Genomic DNA, 18,957 nt, shown 5'->3' with positions numbered 1-18,957 from the left:
TTGCCTCATTTCGTAATTTCTGGAATTATCGAAACGATGAACGCCGACAGCACCGTTTCCGCCCTGCGCGCGCTCGCCCACGGGCACCGCCTGGCCGCCTACCGTGCGCTGGTCCAGGCCGGGCCGGACGGCATGGCGGTGGGCGAATTGCGCGCCGCACTGGGGCTGCCCGCAGCCACGCTGACCGCACACCTGCACGTGCTGCGCGGCGCCGGCCTGATCGCCGACGAACGCCAGGGCCGGGTGATCCGGTTACGCGCCGACTACGCACGCATGTACGCGCTGATCGGCTTCCTGACCGAGAACTGCTGCGGCAACGGCAGCTGTTCCCCCGACGCTGCAGCGCCCGCCGCCGCGCACACGCCATAGCGCGGCACCCTCCTCCTTGTCGCACCGAGTCCCCAGATGAGCGCCATCACGATCTACCACAACCCCGCCTGCGGCACCTCGCGCAATGTCCTCGGACTGATCCGCAACAGCGGCGCGGAACCGACCGTGGTCGAATACCTGAAGACCCCGCCGGACCGCGCCACCCTGCAGGCGCTGGTCGCGGCGCTGGGCATCCCGCTGCGCGAGGCGATCCGGCAGAAAGGCACGCCCTACGCCGAACTGGGCCTGGACGATCCCACGCTGAGCGACGACGCACTGCTCGACGCAATGCTGCAGCACTCGATCCTGATCAACCGGCCGATCGTGGTCACCGCGCTGGGCACGCGCCTGTGCCGGCCGTCGGAAACGGTGCTGGAGATCCTGCCCTCGCCGCAGCGCGGCGCCTTCGCCAAGGAAGACGGCGCCCCCCTGATCGATGCGGACGGCCGCCGTGTCGGTTGACCTGTCCGAGCTGACGAACCTGGATCCGGCCGCATTCGTGCGCCCGGATCCGCTGGTGCTGGGCGCCGCCCGCGCCACGCATCCGCCGCGCATCCTGCTGCTGTACGGCTCGTTGCGCGAGCGCTCCTACAGCAAGCTGCTGGCACTGGAAGCGGCGCGACTGCTGCAGGCGATGGGCGCGGACACGCGCCTGTTCGATCCAAGCGGCCTGCCGCTACCCGACGCCGCCCCCGACAGCGATGCGAAAGTGCAGGAACTGCGCGAATTGACGCTGTGGAGTGAAGGCATGGTCTGGTCGTCGCCGGAACGGCACGGTGCGATGAGCGGCGTGCTCAAGGCGCAGATCGACTGGATCCCGCTCAGCCAGGGCGCGCTGCGCCCCACCCAGGGCAAGACCCTGGCGCTGCTGCAGGTGTCCGGCGGCTCGCAGTCGTTCAATGCGCTCAACCAGATGCGCGTGCTCGGCCGCTGGATGCGCCTGCTGACCATCCCCAACCAGTCGTCGGTGGCCAAGGCCTGGCAGGAATTCGATACCCCCGGACGGATGCGCCCCTCGCCCTATTACGACCGGCTGGTGGACGTGATGGAGGAACTGCTCAAGTTCACCCTGCTCACCCGCGACCTGGCGCCGTACCTGGTCGACCGCTACAGCGAACGCCGGCCGGGCACCGATTCTCTGGCCGCGGCGTCGGGCGCGGCACCACCTGCGGTCGTTGCGCCGACGTGAAGACCGCGTCGTCGAAATGTGTGATCGGTACCCTAGACTGAGCGACTCACCGCCGCCGAGCCGTTCGCATGTCTTCCGTCGCATCCGCTGCCGGCCCGGTCTATTGCGCCGCCAAGCCCGGCAACGAAACGCTGCGCCTGGACGCGCTGCATAGCTACGCGATCCTGGACACGCCGCGCGAGCCGGCCTTCGACGACATCACCCGCCTGGCCGCGATGATCTGCCAGACCCCGATCGCGGTGGTCAACCTGATCGATAGCGAGCGGCAGTGGTTCAAGAGCGAGATCGGCCTGGGCGCCAGGGAAACGCCGCTGGCCACCTCGATCTGCGCGCATGCGCTGCTCGAGGACGACCTGCTGCTGGTACCGGATACGCGCGAGGATCCGCGCTTCGCCTCCAATCCGCTGGTCACCGGCGCAGAACGCCTGCACTTCTATGCCGGTGCCTTGCTGAAGACTTCCGACGGCCTGCCGCTGGGCACCGTCTGCGTGCTCGACCGGCGCGCGCGGCAGCTGACCTACGACCAGATCGAAGCGCTGCGCGCGCTGGCGCGGCAGGCGATGGCGCAGCTGGAACTGCGCAAGGCGCTGGCGCTGGCGCAGGAATCCAACCACTACCGCAGCCGCCTGCTGGCCATCGCCGGCCACGACCTGAAGACGCCGCTGCGCACCGCCTCCTATGCGCTGGCCAAGGTCCAGCGCCAGCTCGACGCGGTCAGCGGCGTGCCGCTGGACGAGGCGCGCAAGGCGCTGAACCAGGTCGCCGCCGGCCTGGACGAGCTCGCCGCCAGCGCGGTCGTCGGCGGCGAGCACAGCCTGCCGGTGCTGCGCGACGTCGCCCTGGCCGACCTGCTCGGCCCGATTCTGGACACCTGGCGGCCGCAGGCCGCGGCCAAGGGACTGCGGCTGCGCTACGTACCGACCACGCTGCGCGTGCGCAGCCACGCCACGCTGCTGGCCACCTTGCTCGGCAACCTGCTCGGCAACGCGGTCAAATACACCGAGCACGGCTCGGTGCTGATCGGCTGCCGGCGCCGGCAAGATCAGGTGGTGGTGGAAATCATCGACAGCGGCATCGGCATGGACGCCGACAGCCTGCGCCACCTGTTCCAGGCCTTCCGCCAGGCCGATCCGCGAAGCGAAGGCCTCGGCCTGGGGCTGTGGATCGTGCGCCGCACTGCCGAAACGCTGGGCTGCAGCGTCGAAGTGCGCAGCCGCCCGGGCCAGGGCAGCCGCTTCTCGGTGACCCTGCCGCTGGCGACCCCGCCGAACGCCTGAGCGCGGCGGCACCGCGCGCCCGTCGCGGCGCGCGCGGCACTACGGGTTTTATTCCTTCAGCACCATGTCGATGCACAGCACCGCGGCCATGATCAGGATGCGTACGTCGTCCTCGGCCGGCACCGCATTCTCGATCGCGAGCATGTAGTTGTCGGCCGAGGTGAACAGCTCCTTGCCCAGCCCGGCCCACTTCTTGGATACACGCGCCAGTTCGCGCTCGCCCTGCACGAAGCGGAAATCCCAGCTGGTCCACTTGCCGCGCAGCGTGCACACCAGCTTCTCGCGCGCATCGAGCACGTCGAACTTGCCGCCGATGGAGAAGAACTTCTGGCTGAAGGAACCGACCAGGCGATCGTGCTCGTCCAGCACCTCGACCTTGGACAGGAACAGCGAAAACCCGCGCTTGACCGTCAGCACCTTCTGCCCGTTCGGCGTGCGCACTTCGACCTGGAACGGGGTCATGCGCTTGTAGTCGGTGAACCGAAAGATCTTGGTGAACACGCCCAGGTTCGGCTCGCGGCACTCGAGCACCTGCTGGTTGCTCTGCGGATCGAACACGTCGTAGTTGTTGGCGGCCTTGAACATGCCGACCTGCTCCTTGACGAAGAACAGGTTCTGCTGGAGGACGGGGTGCATGGACATCCTTGTTTCGGCTAAAAGAGCGCGCACCGTAGCGGCCGCGCGCGACGATGGCAATGGCAAGCCCCAACCACGCGACTTTTAGCGCGCAGCGTCGAGCGCGCCGTTCGCGCAGCGCCGTCGGCGAGCGCCGCTGCGGATGCCGTCCGAGCGGAGCGGCCAGCGCCAGGCGCGGCGAAGACGCCGCCGTGCCGCCGCTCAGCTGGTGATGGTCTGGGTCAGCTCTTCCCAGGTCGGCGGGGTCGGCCAGTCCGGTTCCTGGTTGCCTTCCATGACCCGGCGCAGGTCGCGGGTATCGATCTGCGGCGCCAGCACGTGCACCAGTTCCAGCGCGTAGTCGCGCAGCACGCGGTCGCGCGGCAGCACCGCCCAGGCGATGCACTCGGGGATCTCCGGCGGCGCCGGCCAGGCGCGCAGGTCGGTGTCGCCGGCATGCACCGCCATTTCCGCGAGCAGGCCGACGCCGAGGCCGGCGCGCACGTAGGTCTTGATCAGGTCGGCGTCGAGCGCAGTCAGGGCGATGCTCGGCTCCAGCCCGAGCCGGGCGAAGGCGCGCTGCAGCGAGGAGCCGGAGCGGGTCGAGGATTCATAGCTGATCAGCGGCTGCACCGCCAGCGCGGCCATGTCCGGCACCCGCTTGGGCACGTCCAGCGCATGCCCGCGCGGCACCAGCACCAGCCGCCGCCAGCGGTACAGCGGCACCGCGATGCCGGCGCCCGGCTCGCTGCCAGCGGTGCTGACGATGGCGATATCGGCATCGCCCTGGCTGAGCAGGTCCAGCGCCGCGCTCTCGGCGGCCTGCTGCAGATGCACGCTGACCTGCGGATACGCCAGCTTGATCTGCGCCACCGCCGGCGGCAGCACGAAGCGCGCCTGGGTGTGGGTGGTGGTCAGGGTCAGCTGGCCCTGGCTCTCGCGGCGCTGGTTGGCGGCGTAGGTGCGGATGTTGTTGGCTTCGGCCAGCACCGCGCGGGCGCGCTCGATCACTTCGCGGCCGGCCGGGGTCACCGTCTCCAGGCTGCGGCCCTTGCGTACGAACAGCAGGAAACCGAGTTCGTCCTCCAGCTGCTTGAGTTGCTTGGACAGTCCCGGCTGGGTGGCGTGCACACGCGCCGCGGCCAGGGTGATGTTGAGATCGGCATCGGCGATGGCGACGAGGTAGCGGAGTTGGGTCAGCGTCATCGGAGCGAGGGCGAGGCGCCGCCTGGCGGGAGCAGCCACGACTGTAGTGGAAATGGGCCTCTCACCTTATAACCGAAAGCTATCTGGTAGAGGCATGAAGTCATTTCCGGAGGCTATAAGCCGGCGCTACGGTCGCTCCTCCCACCTCCTTCCTGCGTTGCGACCGCCGTGAGCCCTGCCCCGATTGCGTTGTATCCGGACCTGCGCGAGCGACCCGTGCTGGTGGTCGGCGGTGGTACCGCCGCCGAGCGTCAGGTGCAGGCGCTGCTCGCGGCCGGCGCCCTGCCGCGGCTGGGTGCGCCGGCACTGACGCCGGCGCTGCAGGCCTGGGCCGATGCCGGACGCGTCCAGTGGCTGCGCGGCCGCTTCGATGGCGCCTGGCTGGACGCGGTGTGGTACCTGGTCGCCGCCAGCGACGACGACGCGCTGAACCGGCAGGCGCTGCAGGCCGCCGCTGCGCAGCGGGTGCTGGCGCAGGACGCATTCGGCACAGCCGATACGGTCGCAGCCACGCCGTCGGCTGACGGCGCCGGCGACGGCATCGGCGCATCCGCCGCTGCAACGCAGGCGCACGCGATCCGTCCCGGCACGGTGACCTTGGTCGGGGCCGGCCCCGGCGATCCCGGCCTGCTGACGCTCAACGCGCTGCGCGCGCTGCGCGGCGCCGATGTGGTGCTGCACGATCGCCTTGTCAGCGCCGCGATCCTGGACCTGCTGCCGGGCACCGCCGAACGGATCGAAGTCGGCAAGTCGGCCAGCGGCCACAGCGTGCGCCAGGAGCAGATCCACGCGCTGATGCTGGAACACGCGCGGCGCGGGCGCCGCGTGGTGCGGCTGAAGGGCGGCGATCCGTTCGTGTTCGGCCGCGGCGGCGAGGAACTGGAATACCTGCGCGCGCACGGCGTGCCCTACGCGGTGGTGCCGGGCATCACCGCGGCGCTGGCCTGCGCGGCCTACGCCGGCATCCCGCTGACCCATCGCGAGCACGCGCAGTCGCTGCGCCTAGCCACCGCGCACTGCAAGGAGTCGTTCGACACGCTGGACTGGGCCGCGCTGGCGCAGGAACGGCAGACCCTGGCGGTATACATGGGCGTGGCCGGGCTGGACACGGTGCGCGAACGCCTGCTGCGCGCCGGCCGCGCCGCCGACACCCCGTTCGCCCTGGTGGAAAACGGCTCGCGCCCGCAGCAGCGGGTGGTGGTCGGCACCCTGGCCGACCTGCCCGACACCGCCCGCGCGCACCAGGTGCGTTCGCCGGCGCTGCTGATCCTGGGCGAGGTGGCCGCGTTGGCGACCGGCCTGCACTGGTTCGGCGCGGCACCGCTGAGCGCACTGCCCTCACCTTTCCCGAAGCCGGCCGTGCCTACCCTGGCCCACGCCGCCTGACCCGCATCCCTTTTCCGGAGACCCCGCGCATGGCCATCTACGACAACATCCTCGACACCATCGGCCACACCCCGATCGTCAAGCTGCATCGCCTGCCGCCCGCGCAGGTCGAACTGTACGTCAAGGTCGAGGCGTTCAATCCCGGCGGTTCGGTCAAGGACCGGCTGGCGCTGGCGATCGTGCTCGACGCCGAGGCCAAGGGCCTGCTCAAGCCCGGCGACACCATCGTCGAAGCCACCTCCGGCAACACCGGTGTGGCCCTGGCGATGGTCGCCGCCGCGCGCGGCTACAAGTTCGTGGCGACGATGGTGGAGACGTTCTCGATCGAGCGCCGCAAGCTGATGCGCGCGTACGGCGCCAAGGTGATCCTGACCCCGGCCGCCGAGCGCGGCAGCGGCATGGTGCGCAAGGCCGAAGAACTGGCCCAGCAGCACGGCTGGTTCCTGGCTCGCCAGTTCGCCAACCCGGCCAACCCGGCGTATCACCGCAGCACCACCGCCGCGGAAATCCTGCGCGATTTCGCCGGCCGCCGGCTCGACCATTTCGTCAGCGGCTGGGGCACCGGCGGCACCCTCACCGGCGTCGGTGAAGTGCTGCGCGTGGCGCGCCCGGACGTGCGCATCACCGCCACCGAGCCGGCCGGCGCAGCCCTGCTGCAGGGCCAGGAGTGGAAGCCGCACAAGATCCAGGGCTGGACCCCGGACTTCGTGCCCGAGGTACTCAACCGCGAGGTCTACGACGAGGTGCTGAGCGTGGAGGACACCGACGCGATCTCCGTCTCGCGCCGCCTCGCCGCCGAGGAAGGCATCTTCACCGGCATCTCCGGCGGCGGCACCGTGGCCACCGCGCTGCGCGTGGCCGAGACCGCGGCGCCTGGCTCGGTGATCCTGGCGATGCTGCCCGACACCGGCGAACGCTACTTCTCCACTCCGCTGTTCGCCGATATCAACGAAGGCTCCGACGACGACTGGCTGGCCGGGCTGCCGTAAGCGGCCACCACACCGGATACGCCGCCGTTGCTGCAGCGGCCAGCGGCAGGCCGGGCGTGGCTACTGCGCATGCGGATCGAAATACGCCTCCCAGGACAACGGCGACGCACGCAGCAGTGATGCCTGCCGGAAACACGCCATGGCCTGGCGCCGCTTGCCGCTGTTGAGCAGCGCGATGCCGAGGTTGAAGTAGGTGTTGCGGTCTTGCGAACCGAGGCCGACGGCCCGCTGCAACACCTCGACGGCGCGCGGATAGTTCGCCCGATCGCACAGCACCGCCCCCAGGCAGGTGAGCACGGCGACCCGGTCCTGCGCTTTTTCCGCGACGACGGCCAGCAGCGCCTCGGCTGCGGCCAGGTGGGCGTCGCAACGGTCCGGATCCGTCAGCGCCGCCTGCACCAGCGCCCTGGCGCGCGCCAGGTCTGCGCTAAACGCGTCCGTCGTCACCGCCGGCAGCCTGACGGCAGCGACGACCGCGCGGATCCGCGCGGCCGTCGTGCCTGCTCGCACAGCGTCCCGCTACTGCCTACGATGCCCTGCTGCCTCGCTGCGATCTGCATGACACCTCCCTCGATCGTAGCGGTCTCGACGCGGCGGCCGGTACCGGATCGCCAGCGCGGATCGCGCCGCATCCGCCTCCATGGCGCATGTACGGCGCAAGGCGGCGCCGCCGCACGCGGCGATCGCCACATCCTCCATGCATACGTCGATGCGTCCTCCCGGAGCAGGATCAAGCTGGCAACGGCACGCCCAGCGCCGGCGGCTGCGGCGCGGTCAGGCGCTCCACCAACAAGCGTTCGATCGCGTCCACGTCGACCTCGCGCACCACCTGCTGCGCCTGTTCGCCGAGGCCCGGCTGGTAGCCTGGCGCCCACGACAGGATGTCGCCGTAGCCGGGGCCGAACTCGGTGTTGGTATCGATGTACAGCGTCTCGCTGACGGTGGCCAGCTGCGGCTGCAGCCACAGCGCCGTGGCCAGTTCGTCCCACAGCGGGAAACCCGGCTCGCGCCGGCGCAGCGCGTGGCCGATCGGCGTATCGGCGGCGCTCATCCGCGCCAGCAGCTGCGGGGTCAGTTCGGTAGCGGTGGACGGGTCCACCGGCACCATCACCATCTTGCGCCACGGCGAGCGCATCACGATGCTCGCCGCTTCCGGATCCCAGCGGATGTTGAACTCGCGCCGCGGCGAATTGACGAACTCGCGCGCGAACTGCCGCGCCGACACGCTGTCGCGGCGCTGCCGCGGGTTGAGGCTGCCGCCCATGTAGACCAGTTCCTTGGCTAGCGACGCGAACTGCGGATCCAGCCGCTGCGCCAGCGCCAGATTGGTCAACGGGCCGGTGGCGACGATGCTGACTTCGCCGGGGAACTCGCGCACCTTGCGGATCATGAACAACGCGGCTGGCTCGCTGGCCGCCTGCACCACCGACGGATTGCCCAGCGCCAGGTCCGGCACCACGTCGTGCGCGTGGTAGCGCGGCGAACTCTGCACGGTGTCGTGCTCGATCCATTGCCGGGTCCACGCGCCCTTCCACAGCAGCTTGCCGTACAGCGCCTCCCAGCGCTCGGTGGCCAGCTCGCTGTTGAGCAGCGGATGCACCGGTCCGGGCAGCACCGGCACCTCGCCGCGGCCGGCGATTTCCAGCAGGCGGCGCGTGTGCGCCAGCGCCTCGTCGCGCCAGATGTTGCCGCTGACCACCGAGATGCCGAGCACTTCGACCTCCGGCGATTGCAGCAACAGCAGCTGCGCGGGCGTGAAGCCGTCGATGTCGTCTTCGAGGATGACGCGGCGGCGCGGCGCGAGGGAAGCAGCGGAAGCGGATGTCGGAGCGGGCATGGAATGCGTATTGGAAGGAGGAGGAAGGCGACGCATGTGCAGCGGGCCAAGTGAACACCATTGCGCCGGCGCTGCACAGCCCGCGCGTTGGCGCACGACGCCTGCAGCGCGCGCCGCCGGCGGACTGATCGCGGCGCGGCAGCGAACGATGGCGCGCTCCCTGCCTGAGCTGCGGCGCGTTACAGTGGCGCTGCACGGAGCCTAGGGGACGGGAGAAGTAGCGTTGAGCGATCAAGCAAGCGGCCAGCGGCAGGACCGGTACCCGCGTATCCCGCTGCTGGTGCGCACCACATCGCCCGCGCATTTCATCGCCGCGATGCTGATCGGCGCATGGCTGCAGCACGCATTGACCCTGCCGCTGCCGCAAGGCCGTGCGCTGGCCTGGATGCAATTGGCCGGTGGCGTGGTCGCCGTCGCCGGGCTGCTGCTGTCGCTGCTGTGCCTGGCGCTGTTCGTGCAGCGACGCACCACCGTGCTGCCCGAACGCGATCCGTCCCATCTGGTGCTGCGCGGTCCGTACCGCTACACCCGCAACCCGATGTACCTGAGCCTGGTGCTGAGCTACGCCGGCCTGTGCGTGCAGATCGGCTGGCCGTGGGCGCTTCTGCTGCTGCCGTTGCCGTTGCTCGCCTTGCAACGCGTGGTGATTCCGTTCGAGGAGGCGCGCTTGCGCGAGCGCTTCGGCAGCGCCTACGACCGCTATTGCGCGCAGGTGCGGCGCTGGCTGTAGGCGGCGCCGCACGGCGAAGCGCATGCGTCGCGCTGGAGCGCAACTGCGCTTGCCTCGGCAAGCCTTTAGATTTCGCACCTTGCTCGCTACCTGGTAGGAGCGACTTCAGTCGCGACGGGCCTTACTAGCGACGCCCGTCGCGACCGAAGCCGCTCCCATACCTGCCAACGGTGCGCAGAACAATCCGCTAACCGCGCAGCCACCAGAACGTGACTGCGGCGGCCAGCAGCACCAGCATGCCCCACAACCACGCGCCGGGGCGATCGCCGCTGGACACCGTCGGCGGCGTGCCTGCGCGCGGCGCATTGCGGTCGCGGTAACGCTCGACCAATTCCTTGGCCTCGCGCAGGCCCATACCTGGATGCTGCTCGCGGGTCAGCTTGATCGCCTGCAGCAGTTGCCCCTGGCCCAGCGCCAGCAACGCCGCCGGCGGCAGCCGGTCCGCCTCCGCGCCCAGCGATGCCCCAACTGGGGTCTGGGTGGCGCCGGCATGCCGGCCGAGCATCTCCGCGACCGTCTGCGCCGCCCCGGCCTGCAGCCACGCATCCACCTGCAGCTTGGCGCTGCGCAGGTCCATGCCGCTCTGCGCGCGCAACAGCTTGATTGCCTTGATGATCTCGCCACGCGCCAGGGCCTCGGCGATGGCGGGTGACGGCTGGGTCGGGTTCATGTCGCAGGCGCTGAGATGAAGACGCTGCAGTCTTGCCGTTCGCCAGTTAAGCCGCCGTTGCATCGCAGCGGCGCGAACTCCACGTTCATCACGTTTCCATCATTGGAATCCCATAAAGATCCCGGCATGAAGATCGAAATCTGGCAAGGCGACATCACCGAACTGGACGTGGACGCCATCGTCAACGCCGCCAACGAATCCCTGCTCGGCGGCGGCGGCGTGGATGGGGCGATCCATCGCGCCGCCGGTCCGCAGCTGCTTGACGAATGCCTGCGGCTTCCGGAACTCAAGCCCGGCGTGCGCTGCCCGGTCGGCGAGGTCCGCGCCACCGCGGGCTACCGGCTCAAGGCACGCCATGTGCTGCACACCGTCGGTCCGGTGTGGCGCGACGGCGCCCACGACGAACCGGCGCTGCTGGCCAACTGCTACTGGCGTTCGCTGCGGCTGGCCGAACAGATGGGGCTGCACTCGGTGGCGTTCCCGGCGATCAGCTGCGGCGTCTACGGGTATCCGCTGCACCAGGCCGCGCGTATCGCGGTGGCCGAAACCACCGCCTGGCAGCGCGCGCATGCGGTGCCGAAGCGGGTGATCCTGGTCGCCTACGGCGATGCGGCCTACAAGGCCTACCAGCAAGCGCTGATGCAGGTATCGTTGCTGCAGGCGGCGCAGACGCAGGTGGCCTGAGCCGCATTCGCGCCGCTGCATCCGATGGGCGGCATCGCGCTCATCGGGCTTGGCTTGCACCCAGCCGTGTTGCTGCGATCAGTTCTGGAGTGTCCTGCCAAGCATCCCACCCAGGCCGCGCGCGTCGCGGTCGCCGAAAGACTCGGCACCGGACAGGCATGCAGTACCCAAGCGGCGAGCCTACAATGACGCCCGCGCCAAGGCTTGGCGTGCGCACCGCGGCAGTTGGCGTACACCAGCGACACGGCCTGCAGGCAACCCACGACGCATAGCGTTGCTGCGATACTCCGCCGCTCGCGCGGACGTCGCCAACGCCTCGCCCGTGCATCCAGCCCTGCTACGCAGGCGACGACCTGAAGCACGCCGTAGGGATTTTCCCCACGCCCCTGTCGGGGTGTGACGGCCGGCACGAGGGCGCGCTCAGATTTGCTCAGATTGGCCTGCAGTGGCGGCGCTACATTGCGCCAACTTCACACTATTTTTACTTCATCATGACCAAGACCTCTTGCCGTCGGCCACGTCCGAGTGCGCTGGCGAAAGCCCTGTTCGCCCTGCCCTGGGCGACCAGCCTGGCCTTGGTCATGGCCTGTCCCGCCGCCTTCGCCCAGGACGAGGGTGCCGTCCCAACCAGCACGCCTGCCGCAGCGGCGGCGCCCATCGCCGTCCAGGCTATCCGCGTGACCGGCGTCGGCGAACATCCGCGCCAGGAGATCACCCCGCAGCGCCTGCAGGCGCTGGCCGATGCGCGCCTGCGCGAACTCGGCGGCCAGGCCCTGCCGGCCCAGCTCAGCTTCGCCCAGTTGCAGCAGATCGCCGATGCCTTGACCCAGGCCTATCGCCAGGCCGGCTTCCTGGTCGCGCGCGCCTACCTGCCGGTGCAGACCATCGGCGCCGACCACAGCGTCGAGATCCGCGTCGCCGAAGGCCGCGTCGGCAAGATCACCGTCGAAGGCACGCGCCGCTACGACGAGCGCCTGATCGCCAGCCCCGCGCTGGCCCTGCAGGGCCAGATCCTGCGCCAACAGGACCTGCAGTCGGCGCTGCTCTACGCACGCGACCTGCCCGGCGTGTCCGTCACCTCGGTGCTCAAGCCCGGCGCGCAGCTGGGCGAGACCGACGTGGTAATCCAGGCCACCGAGGACCGCCCGCTGCAGGTCAGCGTCGGCGCCAGCAACTACGGCACCGAGAGCATCGGCCGCTACCGTGCCCAGCTCGGCGTGGACTGGAACAATCCGCTCGGTCTCGGCGACCACCTCTCCGCCAGCTACGCCTACGCGCTGGACCCGGCCAACAACTGGCAAGGCAGTTTCGCCTACCAGGTGCCGATCGCCGACGTCGACGGCCTGAGCGTCAACGCCGCCTACACCCGCAGCCTGATCAATCTGGACACCGGCGCCTTCGCCGCGCTGGGCATCCAGGGGCCGACCCAGCAGAAATCGCTGGGCCTGGACTGGAAGTTCCGCAACACCGACGCCTGGCGCATGCAGGCCTGGCTGCACCTGATCCAGGAAAGCTCGCGCATCCAGGGCCTGGGCGTGCTGCTGTCCAAGCAGAAGTTCGACGTGGTCGAACTCGGCGCGGCCTTCCGCCATGACGACCGCCAGCGGCATGCGATCGACGCGCTGCAGCTCAGCGTGCGCAGCGCGCTGGACGACGACTCGCAGCGCACCGACTACCTGTACGCGCAGCACGACCGCCACTTCCTGGCCGCGCGCCTGGCCTACACCCGGCTGCAGGGCCTGACCGCCACCCAGCGCCTGCAGCTGCGCCTCAACGGCCAATACAGCGACGATGCGCTGACGCCGCTGGAGCAGTTCTCGCTCGGCGGCCCGACCAGCGTGCGCGCCTTCGCGCTCGGCGGCGCGCTGGGCGACCGCGGCTTCGACTCCAGCCTGGAATACCAGGTCGACGCGCCGGGCTTCGCCGGCGCCGCCTCGCCGTTCGGCGGCCGCCCGTGGGGCGAACTGCTGACCGCCAGCGTGTTCTACGACTACGGCCGGGTCTATCCCAACGGGGCCAACCGTGCCGTGTACGACGCCGTCACCACTTTCCAGGGACCCGGCGTCGGCCTGAACTTCCGCCTTCCCCACTGGCAGGGCCTGTCGTTCGACCTGGCCGCGGCCAAGCCGACCGGCGGCACCGAGCCGGCCGACGGCAAGAACGTACGTTACTGGGCCCGCTTCGGCCTCACTTTCTGATTTGGGGAACGCCATGAACCGCATCTATCGCCTCGTCTTCAACCGCAATCTCGGCGTGCTCCAGGTCGCCTCCGAAGTCGCCACCGGCCACGCCGGCGGCGGCACCTCCGGCACCAAGCGCCTGCTGGCGCCGCTGCTGCCGTTCGCCCTGGCCTGGGCGCTGGCCGCGCCGGCGCACGCCGGCGGCCTGCCCTCGCTGTCCAGCGCCACCGGCGCCAGCGTGTCGCAGCACGGCAGCACCCTGACCATCGACCAGAACGCGGCCAAGGCCGTGCTCAACTGGAACAGCTTCAACATCGGCAAGGACGCCAGCGTGGTGTTCGCCCAGCCCTCCAGCTCGGCGGTCGCGCTGAACCTGATCGACGCCAGCCATGGCGCCAGCACCATCAACGGCAGCCTGCGCGCCAACGGCAACGTGTTCCTGATCAACTCGGCCGGCATCCTGTTCGGTAGCCATGCCCAGGTGAATGTCGGCGGCCTGGTCGCCAGTTCGCTGGGCCTGGCCGACGACGACGGCGACGGCTACCTGCTCGGCCGCGGCGATGCCGCTGCGGCCAGCGTGATCAACCACGGCCAGATCACCGCGCGCGACGGCGGTTCGGTCAACCTGGTCGGCAACCATGTCGCCAACAGCGGCACGATCAGCGCCAACGGCGGCGCCATTCGCCTGCTCTCCGCCGACCAGGTCCAGGTGACCATGGACGCGGCCGGCGCGATCGGCCTGCAGCTGCTCGCCGCCTCCACCAAGACGGCGAGCGGCGCCGGCGCGGCCGTGGAGAACAGCGGCACGCTCACCGCCGGCAGCGGGCAGATCCTGCTGCAGGCAGCCAGCACCGGCCTGTCCGAGCTGCTGGTCAACAACACCGGCGCGCTCGAAGCCTCCGCCGTCGACACCTCCGGCGGCAGCATCAGGCTGGTCGCCAACGGCGGCGGCGTGGCCAGCAGCGGCAGCATCGATGTCTCCGGCAGCAACGGCGGCAGCGCGCAGCTGCTGTCGGATGCCAACGTGGCGGTCGACGGCAGCATCGATGCGCGCGGCACCAACGCAGGCGGCAGCATCCGTATCGGTGGCGGCTACCAGGGCGGCGAGCACCTGCTGCAGGCCAGCTCGGCCACGGTCGGCAGCGGCAGCGTGCTCGACGCCAGCGCCACCGCGCACGGCAACGGCGGCTCGATCGTGGTCTGGTCCAACGGCGACACCGCGGTACACGGCAGCCTGCGCGCCAATGCCGCCGGCAGCGGCGACGGCGGCAGCATCGAGACCAGCGGCCACCACGTGGACTTCGGCGGCATCGCAGTCGGCGCCAAGGCGGCCGGCGGCGGCAGCGCCGGCACCTGGCTGGTGGATCCGGAAGACCTGAGCGTGGACAGCGCCGCGGCCGGCACCATCGGCAGCACGCTGGACGGCGGCACCAACGTCACTCTGATCACCACCAGCACCACCGCCAGCGGCCCCGGCAGCGTGAGCAGCGGCAGCGGCGACATCAACGTGAATTCGGCGATCAGCTGGGGCGGAAATTCCACGCTGACCCTGGATGCCTACAACGACATCAACCTCAATGCCGCCATCACCGCCACCGGCAACAACGCCGGCCTGGTGCTGAACTACGGCGGCTACACCGCCAACGGCGCCGCCGCCAGCGGCAGCGACTACCGGGTCAAAACGCCGGTCACGCTCAGCGGCAGCAACGCCCAGCTGAGCATCAATGGCGATGCTTACACCCTGCTGCGCTCCATGGACGATCTGCAGAACGTGATAAGCAATACCGGCAACTACGCTCTGGCCGCGGACCTGGACGCCAGCGGCACCACCTACGGGTCGCCGATCATCGCCCGCACGGCCTCCGGCGAGTTCTCCGGCACCTTCACCGGCCTGGGCCACACCATCAGCAACCTGAGCATCAACTCGGGGAACAACTACGTCGGCCTGTTCGGCTACGTCGGCGTCGCGACCATCCGTGACCTGGGCCTGGTCAACGCCAGCGTCACCGGCAGCAACTATGTCGGCGCCCTGGTCGGCAGCAGCAGGGCGACGATCAGCAACGTCTACGCCACGGGCAGCGTCAGCGGCAACAACTATGTCGGCGGGCTGGTCGGCTACAACCCCGACGGCACCATCACCGCCTCCCACTCGGGCAGCAATGTCAGTTCGAACGCGGGCTACTACGGCGGGCTGGTCGGCTACAACGGCGGCACCATCCGCAATTCCTACGCGACCGGCAACGTCACCGGCACCGTCCTGTTCGCCGGCGGCCTGATCGGCTACAACACCGGCGCGATCAGCGATGCCTACGCCACCGGCAACGTCTCGGGCGTGTCCTATATCGGCGGCCTGGTCGGCTATACCAACGGCCCCCTCGATCATGTCTACGCCTCCGGCAACGTGTCGGCGACCAGCAACAACGCAGGCGGCCTGGCTGGGCAGATGGTCGGCACCTCGATCGACAACGCCTACGCCACCGGCAACGTGACCGCGACGTCGGAGGTGGGCGGCCTGGTCGGCTACACCTACCAGGCGACGCTCGACAACGTCTACGCCACCGGCCTGGTCACCGGCACCAACGGCGGAACCGCAGTGGCCGGCGCCCTGGTCGGCTACCACCGCAACAACTCGAGCCTCACCAACGCCTACTGGGATGCGGGCAGTTCCGGGCAGGCCAGCGCGATCGGCCAGAACTTCGAGAACTCGACCTCCGCCAACGTCGCCAGCGTCACCGGCGGCACCCGCTATGCCCATGCCAGCTACGGCGCGCTGGGCACCTGGTCGCTGCTCAACGGCAGCAGCGATGTCTACGTCGCCACCGACGGCAACGGACAGGCGGCCTGGATCATGATCGAGGGGCAGACCCGTCCGTTCCTGGCCAGCGAGTACAGCACCGCCATCGGCAACGCCCACCAGTTGCAGTTGATGGCCTACAACCTGGCGGCCAGCTACACCGTGGCCACCGACATCGATGCCAGCACCACCTCCGGCAGCAACGCCAACGGCATGTGGAGCAGCGCCGGCTTCGATCCGGTCGGCGATGCCACGCGCGCCTTCACCGGCAGCTTGAACGGATACGGCCACACGGTGAGCGGCCTGAGCATCGCCCGCGGCGCCGAAAACAGTGTCGGTCTGTTCGGCGTGACCGGCAGCGGCAGCGCGATCCGCAATCTCGCGCTGACTGGCAGCAACATCGCGGGCCTGGCCTATGTCGGTGGCCTGGTCGGCCAGAACGCCAGCACCCTCAGCGGCGTCTCCGCCGCGGGCAGCGTGGCCGGCACCGGCAATTTCGTCGGCGGCCTGGTCGGCTACAACGACGGCGGCGCGATCTCCGGCGCGCAGACCGCAGGCAGCGTGGTCGCCAGCGGCGGCGCCTACAGCGGCAACTACGTCGGCGGCCTGATCGGCAGCAACAACGCCGGATCGGTGTCCGCCTCGTCCTCGACGAGCACGGTGTCCGGCGGCAGCACCGTCGGCGGCCTGGTCGGCAACGACTATCTGGGCACGTACGACGATGTCCGCGCCAGCGGCAACGTGACCAGCACCAGTTCGTCCACCGGCAACAACGTCGGCGGCCTCATCGGCAGCGCAACCCAGAGCAACATCCAGAACGCCCATGCCACCGGCGACGTCACCGCGACCACCGCGAGCGCGGGTGGCCTGGTCGGCCTCGCCGCGTCCAGCAGCATCCACAATGCCTACGCCAGCGGACACGTCTCCGGAACCAAGAGCGTCGGCGGTTTGGTCGGCCGCAGTTCCAGCACCACGATCGGCAACGTCTATGCGACCGGCGCCGTGACCGGCACCACCTACGACACCGGCGGCCTGGTCGGCAGCCTGTCCGGCGGCAGCATCGAATCGGCCTACGCCACCGGCAACGTGTCGGGCGGAAGCTATGTCGGCGGTCTGGTCGGCTACAACGATTCGGCCAGCGTCGGCACGGTCTACGCGATGGGCAATGTCTCCGGCGACGATTACATCGGCGGACTGGTCGGCTACAACGACGAAGGCAGCATCGCCACCGCCTACGCCACCGGCACCGCGACCGGCGACATGTATGTCGCCGGGCTGGCCGGCTACAACTACAACGGCACCATCGCCAACACCTACGCCAGCGGCAATGTCTCGGGCAGCGCGTATGTCGGCGGCCTGGTCGGCGTCAACTACAACAACACCCTGCGCGACTCCTATGCCACCGGCAGCGTGACCGGCAGCAATGCGGTCGGCGGCCTGGTCGGCTCCAATTCCAACGGCACCATCGTCGCCAGCTTCTTCGCCACCACCGATGCCAACGGCAATGCGATCAATGCCGGCCTGAACCTGGCCGGCAATGCCGGCGGCAGCATCGACGGCTACAGCGGCGGCAAGAGCTGGAACCAGCTGACCACGTTGTCCACCTTCACCAATGCCGGCTGGAACATCGACGACAAGGGCGGGACCGGCCTGACCTGGCGCATGTACGAGGGCCATACGTCGCCGTTGCTGCGCGGTTTCCTGAAGTCGCTCACGGTCACCGCCACTGTCTCCGGCGTGGACAAGACCTACGACGGCACCGGCGCCAGCGGCACCACGTCCAACTACACGGTGGGCGGCAACCCCAACAGCAACCTGCTGCTCGGTTCGTCGTTGACCTACGCGACCGCCGGCAAGAACGCGGGAACCTACACCACCGGCAATGGCGGCATCGCCGTGAGCGGACTGTACTCCACCCAGCAGGGCTACGACATCGCCTACACGGCAACCGGCAGCATCACCATCACACCGGCGAGCCTGACGGTGACCGCCAGCAACGCCGGCAAGACCTACGGCAACACCGCCAGCCTCAACGGCTACAGCGTGTCCGGCCTGATCGGTGGCGACGCGGTCTCCGGCGTGACTCTGAGCAGCGGCGGCGCGGCCGCCACCGCCGGGGTCGGCACGTACGCCATCGGCGCCTCCGGCGCCAGCGGCACGGGACTGTCCAACTACGTCATCAGCTATGTCGATGGCAGCCTGACGGTGGATCCGGCGACGCTGCGCATCGTCGCCACCGATGCCAACAAGACCTACGGCAGCGGTGTCGGCCCGACCGGCTACAGCGTGTCCGGCCTGCTCAATGGCGATGCGGTTTCCGGCGTCAACCTGAGCAGCGCCGGTTCGGCCGCCACCGCTTCGGTCGGCCGCTACGCCATCGGCGCCTCCGGCGCCAGCGGTTCGGGACTGTCCAACTACGTCATCAGCTACGTCGACGGCAGCCTGACGGTCGATCCGGCGACGCTGCGCATCGTCGCCACCGACGCCAGCAAGACCTTCGGCAGCAGCATCGACCTGACCGGCTACACCGTGTCCGGTTTGCGCAATGGCGACACGGTCTCCGGCGTCGGCCTGAGCAGTGGCGGTTCGGCCGCCAACGCCGCGATCGGCAAGTACGCGATCAGCGCGTCCGGCGCCACCGGTGCGGGGCTGTCCAACTACACCGTCAGCTATGTCGATGGCCTGTTGAGCGTGCTGCCCGGCGGCGATACCGGCCCCGGTCCCGGTCCCGGCATTCAGCTGGAAAATGCGACGGTGCAAGCGATCAACAGCTCGGTCTCGGCGACTGCGCAAACCGGCACTTCCGGCACCAGCAACGACGAGACCGCCAGGGAGCTGGCGGCGAGCGCCCAGGCCGCAAGCGGCAGCAGCGCCACGGCCGCGACCGACTCCATCCTGATCGTCGATGGCGGCGTTCGCGTCCCCGCGCTCGCCTGCAGCCAGGGCACGTCCGCCGCGCCCGCGGAAACCTGCATCATCCAGCAGTAGCCGCCATCGGCTGCGGCGCCTCGCCGAGGCGTCGCGCGGCCGA

At 69.7% G+C, this 18,957-nt stretch carries 15 protein-coding genes; 10 read left to right on the top strand and 5 right to left on the bottom strand.

The features are described from left to right. Nucleotides 1-36 precede the first annotated feature (36 nt). The 4 genes from HEP73_RS05330 to HEP73_RS05315 all read left to right on the top strand — a co-directional run bounded on the left by HEP73_RS05330 (nucleotide 37) and on the right by HEP73_RS05315 (nucleotide 2,835). On the top strand, nucleotides 37-369 hold the full coding sequence (locus HEP73_RS05330) for an ArsR/SmtB family transcription factor (RefSeq protein ID WP_185822401.1): 333 nt from the start codon (nucleotides 37-39) through the stop codon (nucleotides 367-369). A 36-nt stretch (nucleotides 370-405) separates the two neighbouring features. Continuing rightward, the gene (gene arsC / locus HEP73_RS05325; protein ID WP_185822400.1) at nucleotides 406-831 is read left to right on the top strand and encodes an arsenate reductase (glutaredoxin); all 426 of its coding nucleotides are present in this window, start codon (nucleotides 406-408) and stop codon (nucleotides 829-831) included. After that, on the top strand, nucleotides 806-1,558 hold the full coding sequence (gene arsH / locus HEP73_RS05320) for an arsenical resistance protein ArsH (RefSeq protein ID WP_185822399.1): 753 nt from the start codon (nucleotides 806-808) through the stop codon (nucleotides 1,556-1,558). The genes arsC and arsH overlap by 26 nt, the downstream gene beginning before the upstream one ends. A gap of 68 nt (nucleotides 1,559-1,626) precedes the next feature. Further along, complete coding sequence (locus HEP73_RS05315; protein WP_185822398.1) at nucleotides 1,627-2,835, top strand: sensor histidine kinase; 1,209 nt, start codon at nucleotides 1,627-1,629, stop codon at nucleotides 2,833-2,835. A 48-nt stretch (nucleotides 2,836-2,883) separates the two neighbouring features. Here the strand turns inward: HEP73_RS05315 and HEP73_RS05310 are convergent, their stop codons facing one another. Beyond that, on the bottom strand, nucleotides 2,884-3,471 hold the full coding sequence (locus HEP73_RS05310; RefSeq protein ID WP_185822397.1) for a phospholipid scramblase-related protein: 588 nt from the start codon (nucleotides 3,469-3,471) through the stop codon (nucleotides 2,884-2,886). 201 nt (nucleotides 3,472-3,672) lie between these two features. Next, nucleotides 3,673-4,656 carry a LysR family transcriptional regulator gene (locus tag HEP73_RS05305; RefSeq protein ID WP_185822396.1) on the bottom strand — a complete coding sequence of 328 codons (984 nt, stop codon included), beginning with the start codon at nucleotides 4,654-4,656 and terminating at the stop codon, nucleotides 3,673-3,675. Between the two features lie 168 nt (nucleotides 4,657-4,824). Between HEP73_RS05305 and cobA the strand changes: the two genes are divergently transcribed. Together cobA and cysK are read left to right on the top strand one after the other, a co-directional pair. Further along, the gene (gene cobA / locus HEP73_RS05300) at nucleotides 4,825-6,042 is read left to right on the top strand and encodes a uroporphyrinogen-III C-methyltransferase (protein WP_185822395.1); all 1,218 of its coding nucleotides are present in this window, start codon (nucleotides 4,825-4,827) and stop codon (nucleotides 6,040-6,042) included. A gap of 29 nt (nucleotides 6,043-6,071) precedes the next feature. Further along, complete coding sequence (gene cysK, locus HEP73_RS05295; protein WP_185815471.1) at nucleotides 6,072-7,031, top strand: cysteine synthase A; 960 nt, start codon at nucleotides 6,072-6,074, stop codon at nucleotides 7,029-7,031. A 60-nt stretch (nucleotides 7,032-7,091) separates the two neighbouring features. On the opposite strand, the gene HEP73_RS05290 is transcribed toward cysK, so the two are convergent. Further along, complete coding sequence (locus HEP73_RS05290) at nucleotides 7,092-7,541, bottom strand: tetratricopeptide repeat protein (RefSeq protein WP_255423676.1); 450 nt, start codon at nucleotides 7,539-7,541, stop codon at nucleotides 7,092-7,094. A 220-nt stretch (nucleotides 7,542-7,761) separates the two neighbouring features. Continuing rightward, entirely contained in the window at nucleotides 7,762-8,868 is a 1,107-nt protein-coding gene (locus HEP73_RS05285; protein ID WP_185822394.1) for a nucleoside hydrolase, read from the bottom strand. A gap of 223 nt (nucleotides 8,869-9,091) precedes the next feature. Between HEP73_RS05285 and HEP73_RS05280 the strand changes: the two genes are divergently transcribed. Further along, nucleotides 9,092-9,598, top strand: coding sequence for a methyltransferase family protein (locus tag HEP73_RS05280; protein ID WP_185822393.1), 507 nt, complete (start codon nucleotides 9,092-9,094; stop codon nucleotides 9,596-9,598). 187 nt (nucleotides 9,599-9,785) lie between these two features. On the opposite strand, the gene HEP73_RS05275 is transcribed toward HEP73_RS05280, so the two are convergent. Then, entirely contained in the window at nucleotides 9,786-10,268 is a 483-nt protein-coding gene (locus tag HEP73_RS05275; protein WP_185822392.1) for a hypothetical protein, read from the bottom strand. 126 nt (nucleotides 10,269-10,394) lie between these two features. Here HEP73_RS05275 and HEP73_RS05270 point away from each other — a divergent pair, with 126 nt between their 5' ends. The 3 genes from HEP73_RS05270 (at nucleotide 10,395) to HEP73_RS05260 (ending at nucleotide 18,914) form a co-directional block, all read left to right on the top strand. Continuing rightward, nucleotides 10,395-10,952 (top strand): O-acetyl-ADP-ribose deacetylase, encoded by a 558-nt coding sequence (locus HEP73_RS05270; RefSeq protein WP_185815454.1) that lies wholly within the window; start codon nucleotides 10,395-10,397, stop codon nucleotides 10,950-10,952. Nucleotides 10,953-11,533: 581 nt separating this feature from the next. After that, the gene (locus tag HEP73_RS05265; RefSeq protein WP_458309653.1) at nucleotides 11,534-13,150 is read left to right on the top strand and encodes a ShlB/FhaC/HecB family hemolysin secretion/activation protein; all 1,617 of its coding nucleotides are present in this window, start codon (nucleotides 11,534-11,536) and stop codon (nucleotides 13,148-13,150) included. A 13-nt stretch (nucleotides 13,151-13,163) separates the two neighbouring features. Beyond that, nucleotides 13,164-18,914 carry a GLUG motif-containing protein gene (locus HEP73_RS05260; protein WP_185822390.1) on the top strand — a complete coding sequence of 1,917 codons (5,751 nt, stop codon included), beginning with the start codon at nucleotides 13,164-13,166 and terminating at the stop codon, nucleotides 18,912-18,914. Nucleotides 18,915-18,957: the final 43 nt, after the last annotated feature.

This window comes from Xanthomonas sp. GW, from assembly GCF_014236815.1.
Taxonomy (GTDB): domain Bacteria; phylum Pseudomonadota; class Gammaproteobacteria; order Xanthomonadales; family Xanthomonadaceae; genus Xanthomonas_A.
The sequence above is the reverse complement of the archived record's forward strand: the minus strand, read 5'-3'. Positions and strand labels throughout refer to the sequence as shown.

What these genes read in the sequence shown, in the direction of transcription:
- arsC (WP_185822400.1), top strand. Translation starts at nt 406, where the DNA reads ATGAGCGCCATCACGATCTACCACAACCCCGCCTGCGGCACCTCGCGC.
- HEP73_RS05305 (WP_185822396.1), bottom strand. Translation starts at nt 4,656, where the DNA reads ATGACGCTGACCCAACTCCGCTACCTCGTCGCCATCGCCGATGCCGAT.
- HEP73_RS05265 (WP_458309653.1), top strand. Translation starts at nt 11,534, where the DNA reads ATGGCCTGTCCCGCCGCCTTCGCCCAGGACGAGGGTGCCGTCCCAACC.
- HEP73_RS05270 (WP_185815454.1), top strand. Translation starts at nt 10,395, where the DNA reads ATGAAGATCGAAATCTGGCAAGGCGACATCACCGAACTGGACGTGGAC.
- arsH (WP_185822399.1), top strand. Translation starts at nt 806, where the DNA reads ATGCGGACGGCCGCCGTGTCGGTTGACCTGTCCGAGCTGACGAACCTG.
- cysK (WP_185815471.1), top strand. Translation starts at nt 6,072, where the DNA reads ATGGCCATCTACGACAACATCCTCGACACCATCGGCCACACCCCGATC.
- HEP73_RS05330 (WP_185822401.1), top strand. Translation starts at nt 37, where the DNA reads ATGAACGCCGACAGCACCGTTTCCGCCCTGCGCGCGCTCGCCCACGGG.
- HEP73_RS05260 (WP_185822390.1), top strand. Translation starts at nt 13,164, where the DNA reads ATGAACCGCATCTATCGCCTCGTCTTCAACCGCAATCTCGGCGTGCTC.
- HEP73_RS05275 (WP_185822392.1), bottom strand. Translation starts at nt 10,268, where the DNA reads ATGAACCCGACCCAGCCGTCACCCGCCATCGCCGAGGCCCTGGCGCGT.
- HEP73_RS05285 (WP_185822394.1), bottom strand. Translation starts at nt 8,868, where the DNA reads ATGCCCGCTCCGACATCCGCTTCCGCTGCTTCCCTCGCGCCGCGCCGC.
- HEP73_RS05310 (WP_185822397.1), bottom strand. Translation starts at nt 3,471, where the DNA reads ATGCACCCCGTCCTCCAGCAGAACCTGTTCTTCGTCAAGGAGCAGGTC.
- HEP73_RS05315 (WP_185822398.1), top strand. Translation starts at nt 1,627, where the DNA reads ATGTCTTCCGTCGCATCCGCTGCCGGCCCGGTCTATTGCGCCGCCAAG.